Annotated in this window: 19 protein-coding genes; 6 read left to right on the forward strand and 13 right to left on the reverse strand. The window is 61.4% G+C overall.

What is annotated here, in order from left to right; genetic code table 11:
* Position 1 precedes the first annotated feature (1 nt).
* Positions 2-1,444, forward strand: a complete 1,443-nt coding sequence (gene gspE, locus M6G53_RS10815; protein ID WP_253331209.1) for a type II secretion system protein GspE — start codon at positions 2-4, stop codon at positions 1,442-1,444.
* Positions 1,441-2,640, forward strand: coding sequence for a protein transport protein HofC (hofC, locus tag M6G53_RS10820; RefSeq protein ID WP_253331217.1), 1,200 nt, complete (start codon positions 1,441-1,443; stop codon positions 2,638-2,640). The genes gspE and hofC overlap by 4 nt, the downstream gene beginning before the upstream one ends.
* A 52-nt stretch (positions 2,641-2,692) precedes the next feature.
* On the opposite strand, the gene M6G53_RS10825 is transcribed toward hofC, so the two are convergent.
* The gene (locus tag M6G53_RS10825; RefSeq protein WP_253331219.1) at positions 2,693-3,736 is read right to left on the reverse strand and encodes a GMP reductase; all 1,044 of its coding nucleotides are present in this window, start codon (positions 3,734-3,736) and stop codon (positions 2,693-2,695) included.
* 362 nt (positions 3,737-4,098) lie between these two features.
* Here M6G53_RS10825 and coaE point away from each other — a divergent pair, with 362 nt between their 5' ends.
* From coaE to yacG, 3 genes are read left to right on the forward strand one after another with little or no spacing between them, the layout of a single operon-like run.
* Complete coding sequence (coaE, locus tag M6G53_RS10830; RefSeq protein ID WP_253331221.1) at positions 4,099-4,713, forward strand: dephospho-CoA kinase; 615 nt, start codon at positions 4,099-4,101, stop codon at positions 4,711-4,713.
* Positions 4,714-4,718: 5 nt separating this feature from the next.
* Complete coding sequence (gene zapD / locus M6G53_RS10835) at positions 4,719-5,471, forward strand: cell division protein ZapD (protein WP_253331223.1); 753 nt, start codon at positions 4,719-4,721, stop codon at positions 5,469-5,471.
* Positions 5,472-5,522: 51 nt separating this feature from the next.
* Positions 5,523-5,714, forward strand: coding sequence for a DNA gyrase inhibitor YacG (gene yacG / locus M6G53_RS10840; RefSeq protein ID WP_004932737.1), 192 nt, complete (start codon positions 5,523-5,525; stop codon positions 5,712-5,714).
* 39 nt (positions 5,715-5,753) lie between these two features.
* On the opposite strand, the gene mutT is transcribed toward yacG, so the two are convergent.
* The 3 genes from mutT to secM all read right to left on the reverse strand — a co-directional run bounded on the left by mutT (position 5,754) and on the right by secM (position 9,560).
* On the reverse strand, positions 5,754-6,158 hold the full coding sequence (gene mutT, locus M6G53_RS10845; protein ID WP_253331225.1) for an 8-oxo-dGTP diphosphatase MutT: 405 nt from the start codon (positions 6,156-6,158) through the stop codon (positions 5,754-5,756).
* Between the two features lie 80 nt (positions 6,159-6,238).
* A complete protein-coding gene (secA, locus tag M6G53_RS10850; RefSeq protein WP_253331227.1) occupies positions 6,239-8,947 on the reverse strand; it encodes a preprotein translocase subunit SecA in 2,709 nt (902 codons plus the stop codon).
* Between the two features lie 82 nt (positions 8,948-9,029).
* Entirely contained in the window at positions 9,030-9,560 is a 531-nt protein-coding gene (gene secM, locus M6G53_RS10855; protein ID WP_253331230.1) for a secA translation cis-regulator SecM, read from the reverse strand.
* Positions 9,561-9,586: 26 nt separating this feature from the next.
* Here secM and M6G53_RS10860 point away from each other — a divergent pair, with 26 nt between their 5' ends.
* Positions 9,587-10,102, forward strand: a complete 516-nt coding sequence (locus M6G53_RS10860; RefSeq protein ID WP_033637110.1) for a DUF721 domain-containing protein — start codon at positions 9,587-9,589, stop codon at positions 10,100-10,102.
* Positions 10,103-10,206: 104 nt separating this feature from the next.
* On the opposite strand, the gene lpxC is transcribed toward M6G53_RS10860, so the two are convergent.
* From lpxC to murD, 9 genes are all read right to left on the reverse strand, one after another.
* Entirely contained in the window at positions 10,207-11,124 is a 918-nt protein-coding gene (lpxC, locus tag M6G53_RS10865) for a UDP-3-O-acyl-N-acetylglucosamine deacetylase (protein ID WP_004932754.1), read from the reverse strand.
* 103 nt (positions 11,125-11,227) lie between these two features.
* Positions 11,228-12,382, reverse strand: a complete 1,155-nt coding sequence (ftsZ, locus tag M6G53_RS10870; RefSeq protein WP_004932757.1) for a cell division protein FtsZ — start codon at positions 12,380-12,382, stop codon at positions 11,228-11,230.
* A 74-nt stretch (positions 12,383-12,456) separates the two neighbouring features.
* Positions 12,457-13,713: a cell division protein FtsA gene (gene ftsA, locus M6G53_RS10875; protein ID WP_004932758.1), complete on the reverse strand. Its 1,257-nt coding sequence runs from the start codon at positions 13,711-13,713 to the stop codon at positions 12,457-12,459.
* A complete protein-coding gene (gene ftsQ, locus M6G53_RS10880; protein ID WP_253331232.1) occupies positions 13,710-14,561 on the reverse strand; it encodes a cell division protein FtsQ in 852 nt (283 codons plus the stop codon). The genes ftsA and ftsQ overlap by 4 nt, the downstream gene beginning before the upstream one ends.
* Position 14,562: 1 nt before the next feature.
* The gene (locus tag M6G53_RS10885; protein ID WP_033641257.1) at positions 14,563-15,483 is read right to left on the reverse strand and encodes a D-alanine--D-alanine ligase; all 921 of its coding nucleotides are present in this window, start codon (positions 15,481-15,483) and stop codon (positions 14,563-14,565) included.
* Entirely contained in the window at positions 15,476-16,951 is a 1,476-nt protein-coding gene (murC, locus tag M6G53_RS10890; RefSeq protein ID WP_253331234.1) for a UDP-N-acetylmuramate--L-alanine ligase, read from the reverse strand. Before murC ends, M6G53_RS10885 begins: the two co-directional genes overlap by 8 nt.
* 83 nt (positions 16,952-17,034) lie before the next feature.
* Complete coding sequence (gene murG, locus M6G53_RS10895) at positions 17,035-18,099, reverse strand: undecaprenyldiphospho-muramoylpentapeptide beta-N-acetylglucosaminyltransferase (protein ID WP_253331236.1); 1,065 nt, start codon at positions 18,097-18,099, stop codon at positions 17,035-17,037.
* 3 nt (positions 18,100-18,102) lie between these two features.
* A complete protein-coding gene (gene ftsW, locus M6G53_RS10900) occupies positions 18,103-19,305 on the reverse strand; it encodes a cell division protein FtsW (protein WP_073529754.1) in 1,203 nt (400 codons plus the stop codon).
* On the reverse strand, positions 19,302-20,621 hold the full coding sequence (gene murD / locus M6G53_RS10905) for a UDP-N-acetylmuramoyl-L-alanine--D-glutamate ligase (RefSeq protein WP_253331237.1): 1,320 nt from the start codon (positions 20,619-20,621) through the stop codon (positions 19,302-19,304). Before murD ends, ftsW begins: the two co-directional genes overlap by 4 nt.
* Positions 20,622-20,623: the final 2 nt, after the last annotated feature.

Genomic DNA, 20,623 nt, shown 5'->3' on the forward strand with positions numbered 1-20,623 from the left:
GATGAACGCGCAAATCAGCGAAGAGGTTCACGCCCTGTGTCGGCGCTATCAGGCGCTGGCGCTAAGCGAAGACCCAAACACCCTGACGGTCGCACTCAGCGACGAAGCGCCGCCGGGGCTGCTGGCGGCGCTGCGTTTTGCCACCGGCAAGCGCATCCATCTGGAACACTGGCCGGCGGCCAGGCTGGAGCAGGCATTGAACCAATGCCAGGCGTCGCTACCAGCGCCGCTGGCGGCCGAAGAAGACGCCGCCGACATCGCCTACCCCGACGACGGCGATGCGCCGGTGGTGCAGTTCATCAACCAGACGCTGCGCCTGGCCATTCAGCGCCGCGCCTCGGACATCCACTTCGAACCCTTCCGGCAACATTTCCGCATTCGCCTGCGCATCGACGGCGTGCTGCAAACCCTCGCCTCACCGCCGCCGCAGCTGGCCGCGCGCCTCATCGCCCGGCTGAAGATCCTCGGCCAGCTGGATATCGCCGAGCGCCGTCAGCCTCAGGACGGGCAACTCAGCCTGACGCTGGACAGCGCGCGCTATGCCATGCGTATCGCCACCCTGCCGACGCTGCACGGCGAAAAGGTGGTGCTGCGCGTTCAGCAGGGCGAGCAGCAGGAGCTGCCGCTGGATCAACTGGGCATGGGCCGGGCGGATCTGGCGCGCTACGCGACGGCGCTGGCCTGCCCGCAAGGTTTGATCCTGGTGACCGGCCCGACCGGCAGCGGCAAAACGGTCACGCTGTACAGCGGTCTGCGCCAGTTGAACGACGCGCAAAGCAACCTGTGCAGCGTCGAGGATCCGGTCGAGATCCCGCTGTTCGGCGTCAATCAGACCCAGATCAACGCCAAAACCGAGCTGAACTTCGCCCGGGTGCTGCGCGCCCTGCTGCGCCAGGATCCAGACGTCATCATGATCGGCGAGATCCGCGATGCGGAAACCGCCGAGATCGCAGTCAAGGCCGCGCAAACCGGCCACCTGGTGCTGTCGACGCTGCATACCACCTCCACCGGCGAAACCCTGACGCGGTTGTTGCACATGGGTATCCCCGGCTACCTGCTCGCCGGCTGTCTGAAGCTGGTCATCGCACAGCGGCTGGTGCGCAGGCTGTGTCGCCACTGCCGCTACCCACACAGCCAGCCGACGCATTTTCCTGCCTCGGTCTGGCCGGAACCGCTGATCGCCTGGCGCGCCGACGGCTGCGAGCATTGCTTCGGCGGCTACTATGGGCGCATCGGTGTGTATGAGCTGTTGGCCATTACGCCGGCAATACAGGCGGCGTTGCTGGCGAACGCCGCGCCCAGCCTGCTGGCGGATGCCGCCCGCGAGCAGGGGCAGCTTTCGCTGCTGCAGGCCGGGCTGGCGCTGGCCAGCGAAGGCACGACCTCGCTGGAAGAACTGTACCGCGTGATCGACGTCGTCCAGCTCGGCGTAACCGCACCATGAAAGCGCGCCGGCTGTTTCTTTGGCAGGCTTTCGACGCTCAGGGCACCTTGCGCCGCGGCGAACTGATGAGCGATGAAAAACGGCAGGTGAGCCGGTTGCTGATCGAACAAGGCCTGCAACCTTGGCGGATTGGGCACGGCAAACGCATCACGCCCGGCCAGTGGCGCGGAGAGCCCTTAATCCACTTCACCCGCCAACTCGCCACCCTGCTGCAGGCCGGGTTGCCGCTGGTCAATACGCTGCAGTTGCTGGCGGCAGAGCATCCTTCGGCAGCCTGGCGTTGCCTGTTGCGCCAGTTGGCAGAACAGGTGCGTGAAGGGCAGCCGCTCTCCGAAACCCTTGCCGCGCAGCCAGGGGTTTTTCCACTTATCTATCGCCAACTGATCGCCATCGGCGAACTGACCGGCAATCTCGATCGCTGCTGCCTGCAGCTGGCGCAACAGCAGGAAGCCCAGCTGCTGCTGCGCCGCAAAGTGACCAAAGCGCTGCGCTACCCCCTCTTTATCTGTGCGGTGGCGCTGCTGGTCAGCTTACTGATGCTGGTGATGGTCTTGCCGGAGTTCGCCAAGGTTTATCAATCGTTCGATGCACCGCTGCCCTGGTTCACCCTAGGGTTATTAGGGGTGTCCGCGCTGCTGATCGCCGTTGGCCCCTATCTGGCGCTGCTGCTCGGCGCGTTGCTGTTCGGCTATTGCCGCTGGCTGCATCCGCGCCCGCCGTGGCGCCGACGTGAACAGGCCACCTTGCTGCGCCTGCCGCTGATTGCCCGGCTGGTAAGCGGCGGTGCGCTGAGCCAAACGTTTCGCATCCTGGCCATGACCCAACGCGCGGGGCTGACGCTGGTGGAAGGCTTGAACGCGGCGGCGCTGGCGGCGGATCATCTGCTGTACCGACAGGCGCTGGAGCAGGTGCAGCGGCAGATCGCCGAAGGCGAGGCGTTTCATCATGCCCTGGGCCTGCAGCCGCTGTTTCCACCGCTGTGCCGGCAGCTGGTGCGGGTGGGCGAAGAATCCGGTTCGCTGGACGCCCTGCTGGATAAATTGGCGCAGTGGTACGAACGGCAGACGCACGAGCTGGCCGATACGCTGGCGCAAACGCTGGAGCCGCTGCTGATGCTGGTGGTGGGCGGGATTGTCGGCGCTTTGGTGATCGCCATGTACCTGCCTATTTTTCAACTGGGCAGCGTGCTGGGATAAAAAAGAGGATAGCGGGCGCCGCGGTGCGCGGCGCCCGAATGCAAGGTGCGGCTTATTTGCTGCCGAAGACGCGGTTTTCCTGCTCCGCCACGCGGATAAAGGTGGTGCGCTTGGTCAGCTCTTTCAGGCGCTCGGCACCGACGTAGGTACAAGCGGAGCGCAGGCCGCCGAGGATATCGCGCACGGTAAACTCCACCTCGCCACGCAGCGGCAGCTTGACGGTTTTGCCTTCGGCCGCGCGATACTCCGCCACGCCGCCGACGTGGCGCTTCATCGCCGACTCGGAGCTCATGCCGTAGAACAGCATGAACTTCTCGCCGTTCTCTTCCACCACGGTGCCTTCGCACTCGTCGTGGCCGGCCAGCATACCGCCCAGCATCACGAAGTCAGCGCCACCGCCGAAGGCTTTGGCGACGTCGCCCGGCACCGAACAGCCGCCGTCGCTGACGATTTGGCCCCCCAGCCCGTGAGCCGCGTCGGCGCATTCGATCACCGCCGAGAGCTGTGGATAGCCGACGCCGGTCTTCACGCGGGTGGTGCAGACGGAGCCTGGGCCAATGCCGACCTTAACGATGTCGGCGCCGGAGAGGAGCAACTCTTCCACCATCTCGCCGGTCACCACGTTGCCGGCGCAGATCACGTGATTCGGGCAGGCTTCGCGCGCTTTCTGCAGGAAGGCGACGAAATGTTCAGAGTAGCCGTTGGCCACGTCGATGCAGATGAATTTCAGCGCCGGAGACAGGGCCAGGATCTGCTGCATTTTGGCGAAGTCGGCTTCGGAAGTGCCGGTGGACACCATGACGTGGCGCAGCACCGATTCCGGCATGCGCTGCACGAAATCAGCCCATTGCTCGACGCTGTAATGTTTGTGTACGGCGGTGAGAACGTCGAAAGAAGCCAGGGCCTCAGCCATGCGGAAGGTGCCCACCGTGTCCATGTTGGCGGCGATAATCGGCACGCCGGACCAGCTGCAACCTGAATGCTTGAAGGTAAACTGACGTTCCAGTTCAACCTCGGAACGGCTTTTCAGCGTGGAGCGCTTAGGGCGGATCAACACGTCTTTAAAGCCCAATTTCAAATCTTCTTCAATACGCATGACTTATGATTTCCTGGTTAATGGCGACGGATCGCAAGGAGGATATTCGAACCTCTGCCCGACGGCTTTCCAGTGGCGCAAAAAGACGGCGGCGAGATTAATGCCAGTTCCAGTGACGTTATAATACGCGCTAATAATCGCCGAACAAGACTGCGAATTCGCCTTTATTTACGCTACAATCCGACAAATTTACCTGCATCACCGCAGTGTGATTGCCCGCTCATTTTTGCCATGCCGCTGCGTTTTTTCTCGCCACCCGATCGGTACCGATGCGCAAGCGCCGCCTGCCGACTTGCACTTCTGCGCGATCGCTTTATGATTCGACTATTATTTTTTTATGAACATCGGATGCACCTAACACCATGGCCTACATTGTTGCGTTGACCGGGGGCATAGGCAGCGGCAAGACGACCGTCGCGAACGCCTTTGCGCGTCACGGCGCAACCCTTGTGGATGCCGACGTGATCGCCCGTCAGGTCGTCGAGCCGGGCACCCCTGCCTTGGCCGCGATCGCCGAGCGATTTGGTAATGAAATGTTGCTGCCGGACGGTGCGTTGAACCGCGCTGCGCTGCGTCAGCGCATCTTCAGCCACCCCGATGACAAAAGCTGGCTGAACCAGCTGCTGCATCCGCTGATACACCGTGAAACCCAGCGCCAACTGGCGCAGGCCACCAGCCCGTACGCGCTGTGGGTGGTGCCGCTGCTGGTGGAAAACGGCCTGCAGGATCGCGCCGACCGGGTGCTGGTGATCGACGTCGACGCCGAAACCCAGTTGGCTCGCACCATTGCGCGCGACGGCGTCAGCCGTGAGCAAGCGCAGAGCATTCTCGCCGCCCAGGCCACGCGCCGGCAGCTCCTCGCCGTGGCGGATGACATAATTGACAATAGCGGCGCCGCTCAGGGGATAGAGCCACAGGTCGCCGCACTGCATCGTCGCTACCTTGAACTGGCGGCAACAGCGCCCCAACAGGATTAAACTGCATGAGTGATGTTTCCCCAACCGTTCTCTTTGAACACCCGTTGAACGAAAAAATGCGCACCTGGCTGCGCATCGAATTTCTGCTGCAACAGCTGCACGGCCAACGCGCTCTGAGTGAAACCGCCATCGCCCTCACCTTCTTTCGCACCGTATCCGACTTGCTGGATGTGCTGGAACGTGGCGAAGTGCGCACCGAACTGCTCAAAGAGCTGGAGCGCCAGCAGCAGAAACTGTTGGCCTGGGCCGATGTACCGGGCGTGGATATGGCGCTGATCGATCAGCTGCGCGGCCAGTTGAAATCGCGCTCATCGGCGCTGATGGCGGCGCCGCGCCTCGGCCAGGCGCTGCGCGAAGACCGGCTGATCGGCCTGGTGCGTCAGCGGCTGAACATTCCCGGCGGCTGCTGCAGCTTCGATCTGCCGACCCTGCACATGTGGATGCACGCGCCGCAGCAGGATCGCGATGCCGACGTCGCCGCCTGGCTGCAGTCGCTGGAGCCGCTGAATCAGGCGCTGATCATGGTGTTGGATCTGATCCGCCAATCCGGGCCGTTCCGTAATCAAATCAGCCTGAACGGCTTTTTCCAGGACAACGCCGAAGGGGCGGATCTGCTGCGCCTGCGCCTCCATTTGGCGCCGCAGCTTTATCCGCAGATTTCCGGCCACAAGACGCGTTACGCCATTCGTTTCCTGCCGCTGGATAGCGAAAATGGCGTGGTGCCTGAACGCCTGACGTTCGAACTGGCCTGTTGTTGAACTTGTGCAAGAAAGCCTTCTCAGCACTGACAGAAGGCGTAAGGAACCGTTATGACGACCGTAGTAAAATGCCCAACCTGTGGCACCGGCGTGGTTTGGGGTGAAGTCAGCCCGTTCCGGCCGTTTTGCAGCAAGCGCTGCCAGCTGATCGATCTCGGCGAATGGGCCGATGAAGAGAAGCGTATTCCGAGCAACAGCGATCTGTCGGAGAGCGAAGACTGGAGTGAAATGGACGATCGTTGATCGTCCGCGATTGGCCTGGCGCCCGCCAGGCCGCTGCTGTTATTGCGCGGCGTTCGCCTGCGCCACCAGCAGTTGGATAATGCCGACGTTGGCTTCAGGGAACTCATCTTCACGCAGGTCCGCCTGTTTTACCCAGCGCATCGGTTGCCCCTCACGGCCGAACGGCTCTCCCGTCCATCCCTCCACCAGATAAAAATTCAGCGTCACGATGCGATCGCTGAAGCGATGTTCCACCACCTCCAGCAGTTCGGCGCGTTCGGCTTCAATACCGGTCTCTTCTCGCAGCTCGCGGCTCAGCGCCTGTTCCGGCGTTTCGCCCTGTTCAATCTTGCCGCCGGGAAACTCCCAGAATCCGGCCATGTGCGCGTCGGCGGCGCGGCGGGTAATAAAGATTTCCCGTTGAGCATTGCGAATGATGCCCACGGCGATATTCAGATATTTCATTTCACCCTCCTGCTGGGTGCCAAAAAACAGGGGCTCAGCAAGCTGAACCCCTGGGTGTTATCGGTTAACCGCTGCCGGCATTACTGCAGGCGGCCGTGGCACTGCTTGAATTTCTTGCCGGAACCGCATGGGCACGGATCGTTACGGCCCACTTTACGTTCGGCAGTCGCCGGGGCGTTCGGATCTTCGGTCACCAGCGCGTTCTCGTCGTGGTGGCTCAGCTGTTGGTACTGCGCCAGGCGCTCAGCTTCTTCACGGCGCTGATGTTCCAGCGCCTCCACCTCTTCCGGCATCCGCACCTGAACCTTGCTCAGCACGCTGATCACTTCATATTTCAGCGATTCCAGCATGGTGGCGAACATGTTGAAGGATTCACGCTTGTACTCCTGCTTCGGATCCTTCTGCGCATAGCCGCGCAGGTGGATACCCTGACGCAGGTAGTCCATCGCCGCCAGGTGCTCTTTCCACAGGGAATCCAGCGTCTGCAGCATCACGCCCTTCTCGAAGTTGCGCATCATTTCGCTGCCGACCACTTCTTCCTTACGCTGGTACTGCTCTTTGGCGTTCTCCAGAATGCGCTCGCGCAGCGTCTCTTCGTGCAGCTCCGGCTCTTTGTCCAGCCATTGTGCGATCGGCATCTCCAGATCGAAGTCGTTCTTCAGACGCTCTTCCAGCCCCTGAATGTCCCACTCTTCTTCCAGCGACTGCGGGGTGATGTAGTTGTCGATGGTGCTCTTGAACACGTCCTCGCGGATGCTGGCGATGGTTTCGCTCACGTCGGACACGTCCAGCAATTCGTTGCGCTGGCTGTAGATGGCGCGGCGCTGATCGTTGGCGACGTCGTCGTATTCCAACAGCTGCTTACGGATGTCGAAGTTGCGGCTCTCTACCTTGCGCTGGGCGTTGGCGATCGCCTTGGTCACCCACGGGTGCTCAATCGCTTCGCCTTCTTTCATGCCCAGTTTGCGCATCATGCCGGACACGCGATCCGAGGCGAAGATACGCATCAGGGCATCTTCCATCGACAGGTAGAAGCGGGATGAACCGGCGTCGCCCTGACGACCGGAACGGCCGCGCAGCTGGTTATCGATACGGCGCGACTCATGGCGTTCGGTGCCGATGATATGCAGGCCGCCCGCCGCCAGCACCGCGTCGTGGCGCACTTTCCAGGCGGCTTTGATGGCTTCGATCTGCTCTTCGGTCGGCGCTTCCAGCAGCGCCACTTCGGCCTGCCAGCTGCCGCCCAGCACGATATCGGTACCACGGCCCGCCATGTTGGTGGCGATGGTCACCGCACCGCTCTGGCCGGCCTGGGCGACGATGTCCGCTTCCATGGCGTGGAATTTGGCGTTCAGCACCTTGTGCTCGATACCCGCTTTGGTCAGCTCATGGGAAACCACTTCGGATTTCTCGATTGAGATGGTACCCACCAGCACCGGCTGGCCTTTGGCGGTACGCTCGCGGATGTCTTCGATGATCGCGCCGATCTTCTCTTTCTCGGTCATGTACACCAGATCCGGCATGTCCTTACGGATCATCGGACGGTTAGTTGGCACCACGATGGTGTCCAGCTTGTAGATCGAGCTGAATTCGAAGGCTTCGGTATCGGCGGTACCGGTCATCCCGGCCAGCTTTTCGTACAGACGGAAGTAGTTCTGGAAGGTGATCGAAGCCAGCGTCTGGTTCTCGTTCTGGATCTCCACGCCTTCTTTGGCTTCCACCGCCTGGTGCAGGCCGTCGGACCAACGGCGGCCCTGCATGGTACGGCCGGTGTGTTCATCGACGATGATCACTTCGCCGTCTTTCACGATGTAGTCAACGTCGCGGGTGAACAACACGTGGGCACGCAGCGCGGCGGTAACGTGGTGCATCAGCATGATGTTGGTCGGTGAGTACAGCGACTCGCCTTCATCCATAATGCCGGCTTCCACCAGCATCTCTTCGATCAGGATCAGGCCGCGTTCGGTCAGGTGAACCTGACGCGCCTTCTCATCCACCGAGAAGTGCCCTTCACCCTTGAAGGTGTCGGAGTCTTCTTTTTCCTGGCGGATCAGTTTAGGGATCAGCTTGTTGACCTTGATGTACATCTCGGAGCTGTCTTCGGCCGGGCCGGAGATGATCAGCGGCGTACGCGCTTCATCGATCAGGATGGAGTCCACCTCATCCACCAGCGCATAGTGCAGCTTGCGCTGCACGCGCTCTTCCGGGCTGAACGCCATGTTGTCGCGCAGGTAGTCGAAGCCGTATTCGTTGTTGGTGCCGTAAGTGATGTCGGCGGCATAAGCTTCACGCTTCGCCGGCGCCGGCATGCCCGGCAGGTTGATGCCGATGCTCAGGCCGAGGAACTCGAACAGCGGGCGGTTGTTTTCGGCGTCGCGCTGCGCCAGATAGTCGTTGACGGTCACCACGTGCACGCCGCGGCCGCTCAGGGCGTTCAGATAAGCCGGCAGCGTGGCGGTCAGGGTTTTACCTTCACCGGTACGCATCTCGGCGATGCAGCGATCGTTCAGCACCATACCGCCCAGCAGCTGCACGTCGAAGTGACGCATGCCGAACACGCGCTTGCTCGCCTCACGCACCACGGCGAAGGCTTCCGGGATCAGGCTTTCCAGCGACTCACCTTTCTCCAGGCGCGCGCGGAACTCGTTGGTTTTCGCTTTCAGCTCGTCATCGGACAATTTTTCCATGTCCGGTTCCATGCGGTTGATCTGCTCAACCACTTTGCGCATGCGGCGCAGGGTACGATCGTTACGGCTGCCAAAAACTTTGGTTAATAATTTCACTAACATGATGTTTGATATCTCTGTCATGACGGCCGAACACGGCAGTCAACTTGCTATTATTTATGGTTTTTGTGCCCTAAGGGCGGAGTCAGACGAGAGCGACGGGCCCGGCGCGAATGCCTTGCACCTGCGCCACCCACAGACCGGTCTGGTGCCGTGCCAGCGATGGCAGCACCTCAAGGTGGGTATGGCGAATGATGGTCGGCGGCTTCGGCTCGTGCGTCAGCAGCGCGTTGAGGGTAGATAGCAGCGCCAGTTGCGCCACCTGCAAAGGCGGTTCCGCTTCGGCTTCGCTCTCCTGCACCCGCGCATAAACCGCCTGCGGCGCCAGCGCGAAAGAGAGGTGACGAATGACGGTGCGCAGCGCATGTTGCTGCCAGTAATCTACGCTGAAGGTAGGGCGGCGGTGCGCCTCCTGCAGCAGGGCCAGGCTGTTGAAGGTGCCGTTGGCCGCATTTTGCCGGTTAAGGCTGGACGAGGTGCTTGGCAGTGCGGCCTGATCGGGGGCGCCGGACAAATTGGAAGACGCGCCAAGCGTGGCCGCAACCATCCCTAACAGGAGATGGGGCCAGAAATAACGTCTGCCAAATTGTCGCCAACGATTTAGAATACCGATCACGAGTTTATAATCCGCCGGAGCCCATTATGCGCGATAGCCGTCCACAATTATTAGATGTCCTGTTCGACGACGCGTCTGCCGGCAGCAAAGGGCCGCTGCATAACGTCCAGCAACGCGCGGTGGCGCTGCTCAAGCTTAACCGTGCAGTGAAGGGCCTGTTGCCCGCTCCCCTGCATCCCTGGTGCCGCGTCGCGAATTTCCGACAGGGTATTTTAGTGCTCGAGACGGCAAATGCCAGTTGGATGATGCGCTTGCGCTACGAACAACCCGCTTTGCTGTCTGCACTACGAGCGCAAATTCTACCATCATTGTCGTCGATCGACATCAGGATTAATCCGGCCTTGATGGCGAAAGGCAGCCACCAGGTGCAAAACGCAGAGAAAGCGCCGGAAAAACCGGTGCCAATGCGGCATTTGAGTCTGGAAAGTGCGGAAGAGCTGAGAGGATTGGCGAGCCGTAGCCCGGAGAAACTGCGCAAAATATTGGAACGGCTGGCTGCATTGGCCGGAGAGGGTACCAACACAACCAGTCGTGATAAGTAATCAGCGACACAGCTGCAAAACATCAGACGGCATCACGAGCCTGAATTATCAGGCTCTCAGGGGATGCGCCTGCCGTTATTCGCAGCAGGCGAGGAATTCAGACCTTACGCCAATACGGTGGACGGTGCCTTGAATGCCAGCGGCATTTCGGCTTCGTCCTGGAAGGTCACGTATTCCCACGCTTCCTGCTTGGCCAGCACGGCCTGCAGCAGTTTGTTGTTCAGCGCGTGGCCAGACTTGAACGCGGTGAACGCGCCAATGATGTTGTGGCCGCACATGAACAGGTCGCCGATGGCGTCCAGCATTTTGTGACGTACGAATTCGTCTTCGAAACGCAGGCCGTCTTCGTTCAGCACGCGGTAGTCATCCACCACGATGGCGCAGTCGAAGCTGCCGCCCAGGGCCAGGCCGCGGGACTGCAGGTATTCGATGTCGCGCATAAACCCGAAGGTGCGCGCGCGGCTGATTTGACGCACGAACGACTCAGCCGAGAAATCAAGGCGATAGCGCTGAGAGCTGGCGTCGATAGCCGGGTGGTTGAAGTCGATGGTGAAGTCCAGACGGAACCCGTTATGCGGGGACAGCTCGGCCCACTTGTCGCCATCTTCAACACGCACGGTCTCTTTCAGACGCAGGAATTTCTTCGCCGAGTTCAGTTCTTCGATGCCGGCATCCAGCAGCAAGAACACGAACGGACTGGCGCTGCCGTCCATGATTGGGATTTCAGCGGCGTCGACTTCGATGACGATGTTGTCGATGCCCAGCCCAGCCAGCGCGGCGTTGAGGTGCTCAACGGTCGAAATACGCACGTCATGCTCATTCACCAGGCAAGTACAGAGCATGGTATCACGCACGGATTTTGCATCAGCCGGAAAATCAACCGGTGGATTCAAGTCAGTGCGACGATAGATGACCCCGGTATTAGCCGGCGCTGGGCGCATTGTCAGCGTGACTTTCTTGCCGGTATGCAAACCGACGCCAGTCGCCTGAACAATACGTTTTAATGTCCTTTGTTTGATCATCGTTTTATCTCGCAATGTTATCCATCCTACCAGCCAAGCATACAGCATGGCTGGCGGGACAGTTTAGCACAAAGAGCGGAGATTCCAAATTCTCAGGATATTCTTAGTCTGCCTGTTTACGCAGGAAGGCTGGAATATCAAGATAGTCGGGCTCTTTATTCGGCTGCGCAGCTTGGTCGTTGACCACCTTGGCGGCAGGTTTCACTTCCTGCGGCAGAGGCGACATGCCGTGCTGCTGATAACGGTGATCCATCACCGGCTGGCTGGCCTGTTTATTGGTCACCAGGGTGATTTCAGGGCGCTTGTCCATACCGATACCGGTCGCAACCACGGTGACGCGCAGTTCGTCGTTCATTTCCGGATCCAGCGAGGTACCGATAACCACGGTAGCGTTGTCGGATGCGAACGCACGGATGGTGTTACCCACGGTTTCGAACTCATCCAGACGCAGGTCGAAGCCGGCGGTGATGTTGACCAGCACGCCGCGCGCGCCGGACAGGTCGATGTCTTCCAGCAGCGGGCTGGAGATCGCCATTTCGGCCGCTTCTTCGGCGCGGTCTTCACCGCAAGCCACGCCGGAACCCATCATCGCGTAGCCCATTTCGGACATCACGGTGCGCACGTCGGCGAAGTCGACGTTCATCAGGCCCGGACGGGTGATCAGCTCGGCGATACCCTGCACCGCACCTTTCAGCACGTCGTTGGCCGCGCCGAACGCGTCCAGCAGAGAGATGCCGCGCCCCAGAACTTTCAGCAATTTGTCGTTCGGGATGGTGATCAGCGAGTCCACGTGTTTGGACAGCTCAGCGATACCCTGCTCCGCGAATGCCATGCGCTTCTTGCCTTCGAAATTGAAAGGCTTGGTCACCACGGCCACGGTCAGAATACCCAAATCTTTAGCCACTTCAGCCACCACTGGCGCCGCACCGGTACCGGTACCGCCGCCCATGCCGGCCGCGATGAAGACCATGTCTGCGCCGTCCAGCGCTGCGCGCAGGGCTTCGCGGTCTTCTTCCGCTGAATTGCGACCCACTTCCGGGTTCGCGCCCGCCCCCAGACCTTTGGTAATACCGCTACCAATCTGGATGGTTTGGCCAACCGCCGTTTTGCGGAGCGCCTGGGCGTCCGTGTTCACAGCGAAGAATTCAACACCTTCGATGCGCTCGCGCACCATGTGTTCAACGGCATTGCCACCGCCGCCGCCGACGCCGATGACTTTAATCACCGCGTCATTGGTTAGTTCCATTGGTTCAAACATAGTTTCTCTCCGTTTTGTGCCTGTCGCTGCGAGATCATAAAAAGATTACTCAGCATGATCTCTTTGTTGAAACATTAAAACTCTTTTCTCAGCCAGCTATTGATACGTTTAAACCAATTGCCCACCGAGGCGCGTTTTTCTACTTCCGTCTCACCGCTCAGGTGAGACTCTTTTCCATAGTGCAGCAGACCTACCGCTGTCGAGTAGTAAGGCTCCTGCGCATAATCCGTCAGACCCGTGATGTTCAAGGGTTGGCCGATGCGTACCTGGGTGTGGAACACCCGTTGCGCACAGGCTGCCAGGCCATCAATCTGGGCGGCACCACCGGTCAGCACGATACCGGCTGCCAGATGATGCTTCACCCCTTGCTGACGCAGTTGCTCCTGCAATTGCAAAATTTCATCGTTAACCAGATTCAACAGTTCGGTGTAGCGTGGCTCAATGACTTCAGCCAGCGTCTGTCTTTGCAGACTGCGCGGAGGACGTCCCCCGACGCTAGGCACCTCTACATTCTCATCCTTGCTAACAATCGACCCAAGCGCACAACCGTGTCGAACTTTAATCGCTTCCGCGTCAGTCGGCGGCGTGCCGAAGGCGTAGGCGATATCGCTGGTGACCACGTTCCCGGCGTAAGGGATCACTTTGGTGTGGCGCAGCGCACCGCCGGTGTACACCGCCATATCCATGGTGCCGCCGCCGATATCCACTACGCAAACGCCGAGTTCGCGCTCATCTTCGGTCAGCACCGCGTAGCTCGCGGCCAGACCGGCGAAAATAAGTTGGTCAACTTTCAGGCCGCAACGTTCCACGGCCTTGACGATGTTCTTCGCCATATCGTTATGGCAGGTAATCAGATGCACCTTGGCCTGCATGCGCACGCCGGACAGCCCAACCGGGTTTTTGATGCCTTCCTGATAATCGATGGCGTATTCCTGAGGAATCACGTGCAGGATGCGGTGTTCGTCGCGCACGCGCACCGATTTGGCGGTGTGCACCACGTTCTCCACGTCGTCCTGCGTCACTTCCTCTTCCGAGATCGGCACCATGCCGATTTCGTTCTGGCAGCTGATGTGTTTGCCTGACAGCGCCAGGTACACCGAGGAGATCTGGCAGTCCGCCATCAGCTCGGCCTGATCGATGGCGCGCTGTACGCACTTCACCACCGACTCCAGGTCGTTTACGCCACCCTTATCCATACCGCGAGACGGGCAGCTGCCCACCCCGATAATGTTGACCATGCCATCGGGCAGAACTTCCCCTACCAACGCGGAGACTTTTGCAGTACCGATCTCCAGTCCAACTACCAGTTTTCTGTCCGTCGACTTGATCATTGTTGTTTTGCCTGTGCCTGATTCTGTTGCTGATTACTGTTTTGCTGACCGCCAAGCGCCTGCGGATCGACCAACACCGGAGCCCACCCTACCGAAGCGCCGGACTCGTAGCGCAGATCGACATAGCTGACACGCTTGCTCTCCGCCTGGCCCTGCTGCTGCAATACCGGGTAAAGCTCGATAAACCGCTGCAAACGCCCGTTGCGGTCATCGCGCCCCAGCTCCAGCCGGACATCGTTGTCCAGCGCCAGCTGCCAGGAATGGCGCGCGGTCATCGCCGCCATTTTCAGCGTATATTTGCTGGCCGCCAACGTGGCGCTCATCGCCCGATAGCCTTCCAGCACATCCTGCTCGCTCCCTTCCGGCCCGTAGAGCAACGGCAACTTCTGTTTGCCCGCCCGCTCCGCCGGCACGCTGAACGCTTTGCCCTCGGCGTCCATCATGTGCAGGTCGTTCCAGCGCGCCACCGGGACGTACTCCACCAGATGGATCTTCAACTCATCCGGCCATTGTTTGCGCACGCTGGCCTGCTTGATCCACGGCAGACGTTCGATCTGCTGCTGGATGACGTCCACGTCCTGCGTCATAAAGGTGCCGGGTGCGCCCAGCGCCAGGATCGCCTGACGAATATCATCGTTGGTGGTGTAGTGGCGTTCACCGGTCACCACCAGCCTTGAGAGCGGCAGGCGACTGGCGTCTTTCATCCAGCCAAGCACCGCCCAACCGCTCCACACGACCGTTCCCAACACCATCAGCAGGAACATCATTCCCGCCAACTGGGTTCCATTGCTGCGGCGCGGGCCGTTATCCACCTCGCGATCGCGCGCATTCAGGGCAGCTTGCGACATATCAGTCGGCCAACTCCAAAATTCTCGCCACCAACTGCGAGAAGCTTAATCCAAACTGGCGCGCCGCCATCGGCACCAGGCTATGACTGGTCATGCCCGGAGAGGTGTTCACCTCAAGCAGATAGAAGCTGCCATCGCTGTCTTGCATCACGTCGACGCGGCCCCAGCCGCTGCAATCCAGACCGCGGTAAGCGCGCAGCGCCAACGCCGCCATCTCGGCTTCCTGCTCGGCGCTCAAACCGCTCGGGCAGAAGTACTGCGTGTCGTCCGAAATATACTTGGCCTGGTAGTCGTAAAACACGCCGGCCGGCTGGATGCGGATCGACGGCAGCACCTGGTCGCCCAGCATCGCCACGGTGTATTCCGGGCCGCTCAGCCACTTCTCCACCAGCACGTCGTCGTCATGGCGGAAGGCCTCTTCCAATGCCGCTTCCAACGCGGCGCTTTCGGTGACCTTGCTCATGCCGACGCTGGAGCCTTCACGGCTCGGCTTGACGATCAGCGGCAGGCCGAGATCCGCCACGCGCGCCAGCAGCGCCGCTTTTTCAGCGCCGAGGTACAGCTGGCGATTCAACGCCACGTAAGGCGCCACCGGCAAGCCCATCGACTGCCACACCATCTTGGTGCGCCATTTGTCCATGGTCAGCGCCGAAGCCATCACGCCGCTGCCGGTATAAGGCAGCTCGAGAAACTCCAGCAACCCCTGCAGGGTGCCGTCCTCGCCGCCGCGGCCGTGCAGCGCGATAAACACTTTGGTGAACCCCTGCTCTTTCAGCTGGGTCACCGGGAAATCGCGGGTATCGACGCCGTGCGCATCGATACCGGCTTCGCGCAACCCGGCCAGCACCGCGGCGCCGGATTGCAGAGAAACGTCACGTTCAGCGGAGGTGCCACCCAGCAGAACGGCAACTTTATCAGCCATGGTGCTCCTCCTCTTTCTTCGGCGGCTGCAGTTTCAGCTCGGCCAGTTTACGGGCGATTTTGCCCACGTTGCCGGCGCCTTGCACCAGCACCAGATCGTCGTCCTGCAGCAGCTGCGCCAGGGTTTCCGGCACGGTATCGGCATCGGAAACCAGGATCGGATCCAGCTTGCCGCGGCTGCGGATGGTGCGGCACAGCGAGCGGCTGTCCGCGCCCGGGATCGGTGCTTCGCCGGCGGCGTACACGTCGAGCATCAGCAGCACGTCCACCTGCGACAGCACGTTGGCGAAATCGTCGTACAGATCGCGGGTGCGCGTATAACGGTGCGGCTGGAAGATCATCACCAGACGCTTGTCCGGCCAGCCGGCGCGCGCCGCTTTCAGCGTAGCGTCCACCTCGGTCGGATGGTGGCCGTAGTCGTCCACCAGCATCGCGCTGCCCGCTTTGCCGTTGACCGGCTCCAGCGGGAACTCGCCGAGGAAATCGAAGCGGCGCCCGGTGCCCTGGAAGCCCGCCAGCGCGCGCAGGATATCGTCGTCGTCGATGCCTTCTTCGGTCGCCACCGCTACCGCCGCCGCTGCATTCAACGCATTGTGGCGGCCCGGCGCGTTCAGCGTCACCGTCAGCAACGGTTTGTCCTGACGGCTCAGGGTAAAGTGCCCCTGTGGCCCAATCTGCCGGTAGTCTTCGATGCGCACATCGGCATCGTCACTGAAGCCGTAGGTGGTGATGTGGCGACCCACGCGCGGCAACAGCTCACGCACCACCGGATCGTCGATGCACATCACCGCGCGGCCGTAGAACGGCAGGTTGTGCAAGAAATTGATAAACGTCTGCTTCAGGTTCTCGAAGTCGCCCTGGTAGGTGTCCATGTGGTCGGCTTCGATGTTGGTGACCACGGCCACCATCGGCTGCAGATGCAGGAACGACGCGTCGCTCTCATCCGCTTCCGCGATCAAATAACGGCTGGACCCCAGTCGCGCGTGGGTGCCCGCCGCCTTCACCAGCCCGCCGTTGACGAAGGTCGGGTCCAGGCGGGCTTCGGCGTAAATGCTCGAAACCATCGCCGTGGTGGTGGTTTTGCCGTGCGTGCCGGCGATAGCGATGCCGTGGCGAAAACGCATCAGCTCCGCCAGCATCTCTGCGCGGCGGATCACCGGGATGCGCGCTTCACGGGCGGCGACGATCTCCGGGTTGTCGGCGGAGATGGCGGTAGAGACCACCACCACGCTCGCATCCAGCACGTTTTCCGGACGGTGATTGAAGTAAATCGTCGCCCCGAGCGCGCTCAATTGTTGGGTTACCGGATTCGGCGCCAGGTCGGAGCCGCTGATCTGATACCCTTCGTTTGCCAACACTTCGGCGATACCACCCATGCCGGCGCCACCGATGCCGACAAAGTGAATGTGCCGGACGCGACGCATCTCGGGCACGATAGTACGTAGTTTCGCCAGTTGTTGTGTATTCATCACTCTCTCTAATCCGGATCCGGTATCCCGGCCCTACATCACATTGCTTTATTCAGGTTCGGCGCACCGAACCCCTGCATTCGTTACCTGGCGAGCCGCACCAGCTCCGTGGCCACGCGCTCGGTGGCGTCCGGAATGGCGACCGCGCGCGCTTTCTCGGCCATGGCCAGCAGCGTCTTGCGATCCCAGCTCGCCAGCAGTTCGGCCACCACATCGGCGTTGAACTGCGGCTGTTCGATAATCTTCGCCGCGCCGGCTTCTTCCAGCGGACGCGCGTTCCAGTACTGCTGACGGTCCTTGTGCATGAACGGCACGAAGATCGCCGGCAGCCCCGCCGCCGCGATTTCGCTGACGGTCAGCGCGCCGGAGCGGCAGACCACCACGTCGGCCCAGGCGTAGGCGGCGGCCATGTCGTCGATGAACTCGGTCACCTTGTGCTGCGTCTGCCCTACCCTTTCGTAGTCGCGCAGCACCGTTTCCAGCGCGCCCTTGCCAACCTGATGCCAGAGCGTAATTCTATCGCCCAAACGCGCCGCGACTTCAGGAACTGTCTGATTCAGCACGCGCGCGCCCTGACTTCCGCCAATCACCAGCACGCGGATCGGGCCCTCGCGCCCTTGCAACCGCTCCGCCGGCAACGGCAGCGCCAACACGTCGGTACGCACCGGGTTGCCCACCACCTCGGCGTTCGGGAACGCGCCGGGAAAGGCCTGCATCACTTTAGCGGCGATACGCGCCAGCCAGCGGTTGGTCAAGCCGGCGATGCCGTTCTGCTCGTGCAGCACCACCGGGATGCCGCACTGCCAGGCCGCCAGGCCGCCGGGGCCGGAAACGTAACCGCCCATCCCCAGCACCACATCCGGCTGATAGCTGCGCATGATGGCTTTTGCCTGGCGCACCGCCTGCCAGATCCGCAGCGGCGCAGTCAGCTGAGCCTTCAGGCCTTTGCCGCGCAGGCCGGAGATGCGGATAAAATCAATCTCGATCCCGTGCTTCGGCACCAGATCGGCTTCCATTCGGTCTGCGGTTCCGAGCCAGCGCACCTGCCAGCCCTGCGCCATCAGATGATGCGCGACCGCCAGCCCCGGGAACACGTGCCCGCCGGTACCGCCTGCCATCACCATTAAACGCTTAGGTTTCCCGCTCATCCCTTACCTCTTCACAAACGCCTGAGCCTTGGTCAGGCGCGTTTCATAATCAATGCGCAGCAACAGCACGATGGCCGTCGACATAATCAGCAAGCTCGAACCGCCGTAACTGATCAGCGGCAGCGTCAGACCTTTGGTCGGCAGCATGCCCGCCGCGGCGCCGACGTTAACCAGCGCCTGGAAGCTGAACCACACGCCGATCGCGCAGGCCAGGAAGCCGGAGAAGCGTTGGTCGATCTCCAGCGCGCGGCGCCCGATGGACATCGCGCGAAAAGCGACGAAGAATACCATTAACAGGGCTAAAACCACACCGATATAGCCCAGTTCTTCCCCCAAAATGGAGAAGATGAAGTCGGTGTGCGCCTCCGGCAAATACTCCAGTTTCTGCACCGAGTTGCCGAGCCCCTGCCCCCAGAACTCGCCGCGGCCGAACGCCATCAGCGACTGGGTCAGCTGGTAGCCGCTGCCGAACGGATCGGCCCACGGGTTCCAGAACGAGGTCACGCGGCGCATACGGTACGGTTCCGCGATGATCAGCAGCACCACGGCGAACACGCCGGAGCCGATGATCGCGAGGAACTGCCACATTTTCGCGCCGGCCAGGAACAGCATCGCCAGCGTGGTGATGAACAGCACCACCACGGTACCGAGGTCCGGCTGCGCCAGCAGCAGCACCGCCAGCACCACCATCACGCCCATCGGTTTACAGAAGCCCCAGAAGTTGCTGCGCACCTCTTCCACCTTGCGCACCAGATAGCTTGCCAGATAGCAGAACAGCGACAGCTTGGACAGCTCCGCCGGCTGAATGCGCAGCGGGCCGAGCGCGATCCAGCGCGAAGCCCCGTTGACCGAGCTCCCCACCACCAGCACGATCAGCAGCATCACGATCGACATCAGCAACATCACGTTGCTGTAGCGCTGCCAAACTTCCATCGGGACGCGCAGCGTCACCAGCGACAGGCCGAACGCCAGGCCGAGGTACAGCGCATCACGTTTGGCGAACAGGAACGGATCGTCCGCCAGGCGTTGGCCGATCGGCATCGACGCCGAGGTCACCATCACGAAGCCGATGATCGCCAACCCAAAGGTCAGCCACAGCAGGGTGCGATCGTACAGCACCATGTTGACTGCGTCGTTGTCGCGCGCGCCGGTCACCCAGTCTTTCAGCCGTTCTGTCAGCCCGAAGTTCGGCAAGCGTAGTTTCATCCGCCAAGCTCCTGCGCCAGGCGGGCGAACTCATCGCCGCGCACTTCAAAATTACGGAACTGATCGAGACTGGCGCAGGCCGGCGACAGCAATACCATGTCGCCAGGCTGTACGCGGCCGGCGAGGGTGCGCATCGCCTGCTCCATGGTCTCGGTCAGCGTCGCCACTTCCGGCCGCAGCTGTGCCAGTTGGGCACCGTCGCGGCCAAAGCAATACAGACGCACGTTGTCGCCCTGCAGATAGCGCGCCAGCGGCGAGAAATCGGCGGACTTGCCGTCGCCGCCCAGCAGCAGATGCAGCGTGCCGTCTACCTGCAGGCCGTTCAGTGCCGCTTCGGTGCTGCCGACGTTGGTGGCTTTGGAATCATTGATCCAACGCACGCCATTATTCTCCCAGGCCAGCTGGAAGCGGTGCGCCAGGCCGGTAAAGGTGGTCAGCGCCTTCAGGCTGGACGCACGCGGGATGTTAACCGCATCCGCCAGCGCCAGTGCCGCCAGGGCGTTGGTGTAATTGTGGCGGCCGGTCAGCTTCATTTCGCGCGTATTCAGCACCTTCTCACCGCGCACCCGCAGCCAGGTTTCCCCCTGCTGGCGGTTCAGGTGATAGTCGCCCACGTCGGCACCAAAGCTGACGCAGCGCTCGTCGGCGCCGCGCACCGGCATGGTCAGCGCGTCGTCCGCGTTCACCACGCACACCGCGGCGTTTTCATACACGCGCAGCTTGGCACCGCGATACTGCTGCAGGCCGAACGGATAGCGATCCATATGATCTTCGGTCACGTTCAGGATGGTCGCCGCCGCCGCTCGCAGGCTATACGTCGTTTCCAGCTGGAAGCTGGACAGTTCCAGCACGTAAAGCTGAGATTCCTGGCTCAGCAGGCTCAGCGCCGGCAGGCCGATATTGCCGCCCACGCCCACCGCCCAACCGGCGGCTTTCGCCATCTCGCCCACCAGGGTGGTGACGGTGCTCTTGCCGTTGGAACCGGTGATCGCCACGATCGGCGCCTGCGCTTCGCGGCAGAACAGTTCGACGTCACCGACGATTTCTACGCCGGCGTCCGCCGCGGCGCTCAATGCCGGGGTCGCCAGCGCGACGCCCGGGCTGGCGACGATCAGATCCGCCGCCAGCAGCCAGTCCTGATTCAGAGCGCCCAGATGGCGTTCCACGCTTGCAGGCAGTTTGTCCAACCCTGGCGGCGCGATGCGGGTATCCATCACGCGCGGCGTCACGCCGCGCGCCATGAAGAAATCGACGCAGGACAGGCCGGTGAGGCCCAACCCGATGATGACGACTTTTCTACCCTGATAGTCTGCCATGA

Origin of the sequence: Serratia nevei, from assembly GCF_024160145.1 — a bacterium.
In the GTDB taxonomy this organism is placed as follows: Bacteria; Pseudomonadota; Gammaproteobacteria; order Enterobacterales; family Enterobacteriaceae; genus Serratia; species Serratia nevei_A.

Bases quoted from the DNA above. Each gene is read 5' to 3' on its own strand.
- gspE (WP_253331209.1), top strand. From the start codon at position 2: ATGAACGCGCAAATCAGCGAAGAGGTTCACGCCCTGTGTCGGCGCTAT.
- hofC (WP_253331217.1), top strand. From the start codon at position 1,441: ATGAAAGCGCGCCGGCTGTTTCTTTGGCAGGCTTTCGACGCTCAGGGC.
- M6G53_RS10825 (WP_253331219.1), bottom strand. From the start codon at position 3,736: ATGCGTATTGAAGAAGATTTGAAATTGGGCTTTAAAGACGTGTTGATC.
- coaE (WP_253331221.1), top strand. From the start codon at position 4,099: ATGGCCTACATTGTTGCGTTGACCGGGGGCATAGGCAGCGGCAAGACG.
- zapD (WP_253331223.1), top strand. From the start codon at position 4,719: ATGAGTGATGTTTCCCCAACCGTTCTCTTTGAACACCCGTTGAACGAA.
- yacG (WP_004932737.1), top strand. From the start codon at position 5,523: ATGACGACCGTAGTAAAATGCCCAACCTGTGGCACCGGCGTGGTTTGG.
- mutT (WP_253331225.1), bottom strand. From the start codon at position 6,158: ATGAAATATCTGAATATCGCCGTGGGCATCATTCGCAATGCTCAACGG.
- secA (WP_253331227.1), bottom strand. From the start codon at position 8,947: ATGTTAGTGAAATTATTAACCAAAGTTTTTGGCAGCCGTAACGATCGT.
- M6G53_RS10860 (WP_033637110.1), top strand. From the start codon at position 9,587: ATGCGCGATAGCCGTCCACAATTATTAGATGTCCTGTTCGACGACGCG.
- lpxC (WP_004932754.1), bottom strand. From the start codon at position 11,124: ATGATCAAACAAAGGACATTAAAACGTATTGTTCAGGCGACTGGCGTC.
- ftsZ (WP_004932757.1), bottom strand. From the start codon at position 12,382: ATGTTTGAACCAATGGAACTAACCAATGACGCGGTGATTAAAGTCATC.
- ftsA (WP_004932758.1), bottom strand. From the start codon at position 13,713: ATGATCAAGTCGACGGACAGAAAACTGGTAGTTGGACTGGAGATCGGT.
- ftsQ (WP_253331232.1), bottom strand. From the start codon at position 14,561: ATGTCGCAAGCTGCCCTGAATGCGCGCGATCGCGAGGTGGATAACGGC.
- M6G53_RS10885 (WP_033641257.1), bottom strand. From the start codon at position 15,483: ATGGCTGATAAAGTTGCCGTTCTGCTGGGTGGCACCTCCGCTGAACGT.
- murC (WP_253331234.1), bottom strand. From the start codon at position 16,951: ATGAATACACAACAACTGGCGAAACTACGTACTATCGTGCCCGAGATG.
- murG (WP_253331236.1), bottom strand. From the start codon at position 18,099: ATGAGCGGGAAACCTAAGCGTTTAATGGTGATGGCAGGCGGTACCGGC.
- ftsW (WP_073529754.1), bottom strand. From the start codon at position 19,305: ATGAAACTACGCTTGCCGAACTTCGGGCTGACAGAACGGCTGAAAGAC.
- murD (WP_253331237.1), bottom strand. From the start codon at position 20,621: ATGGCAGACTATCAGGGTAGAAAAGTCGTCATCATCGGGTTGGGCCTC.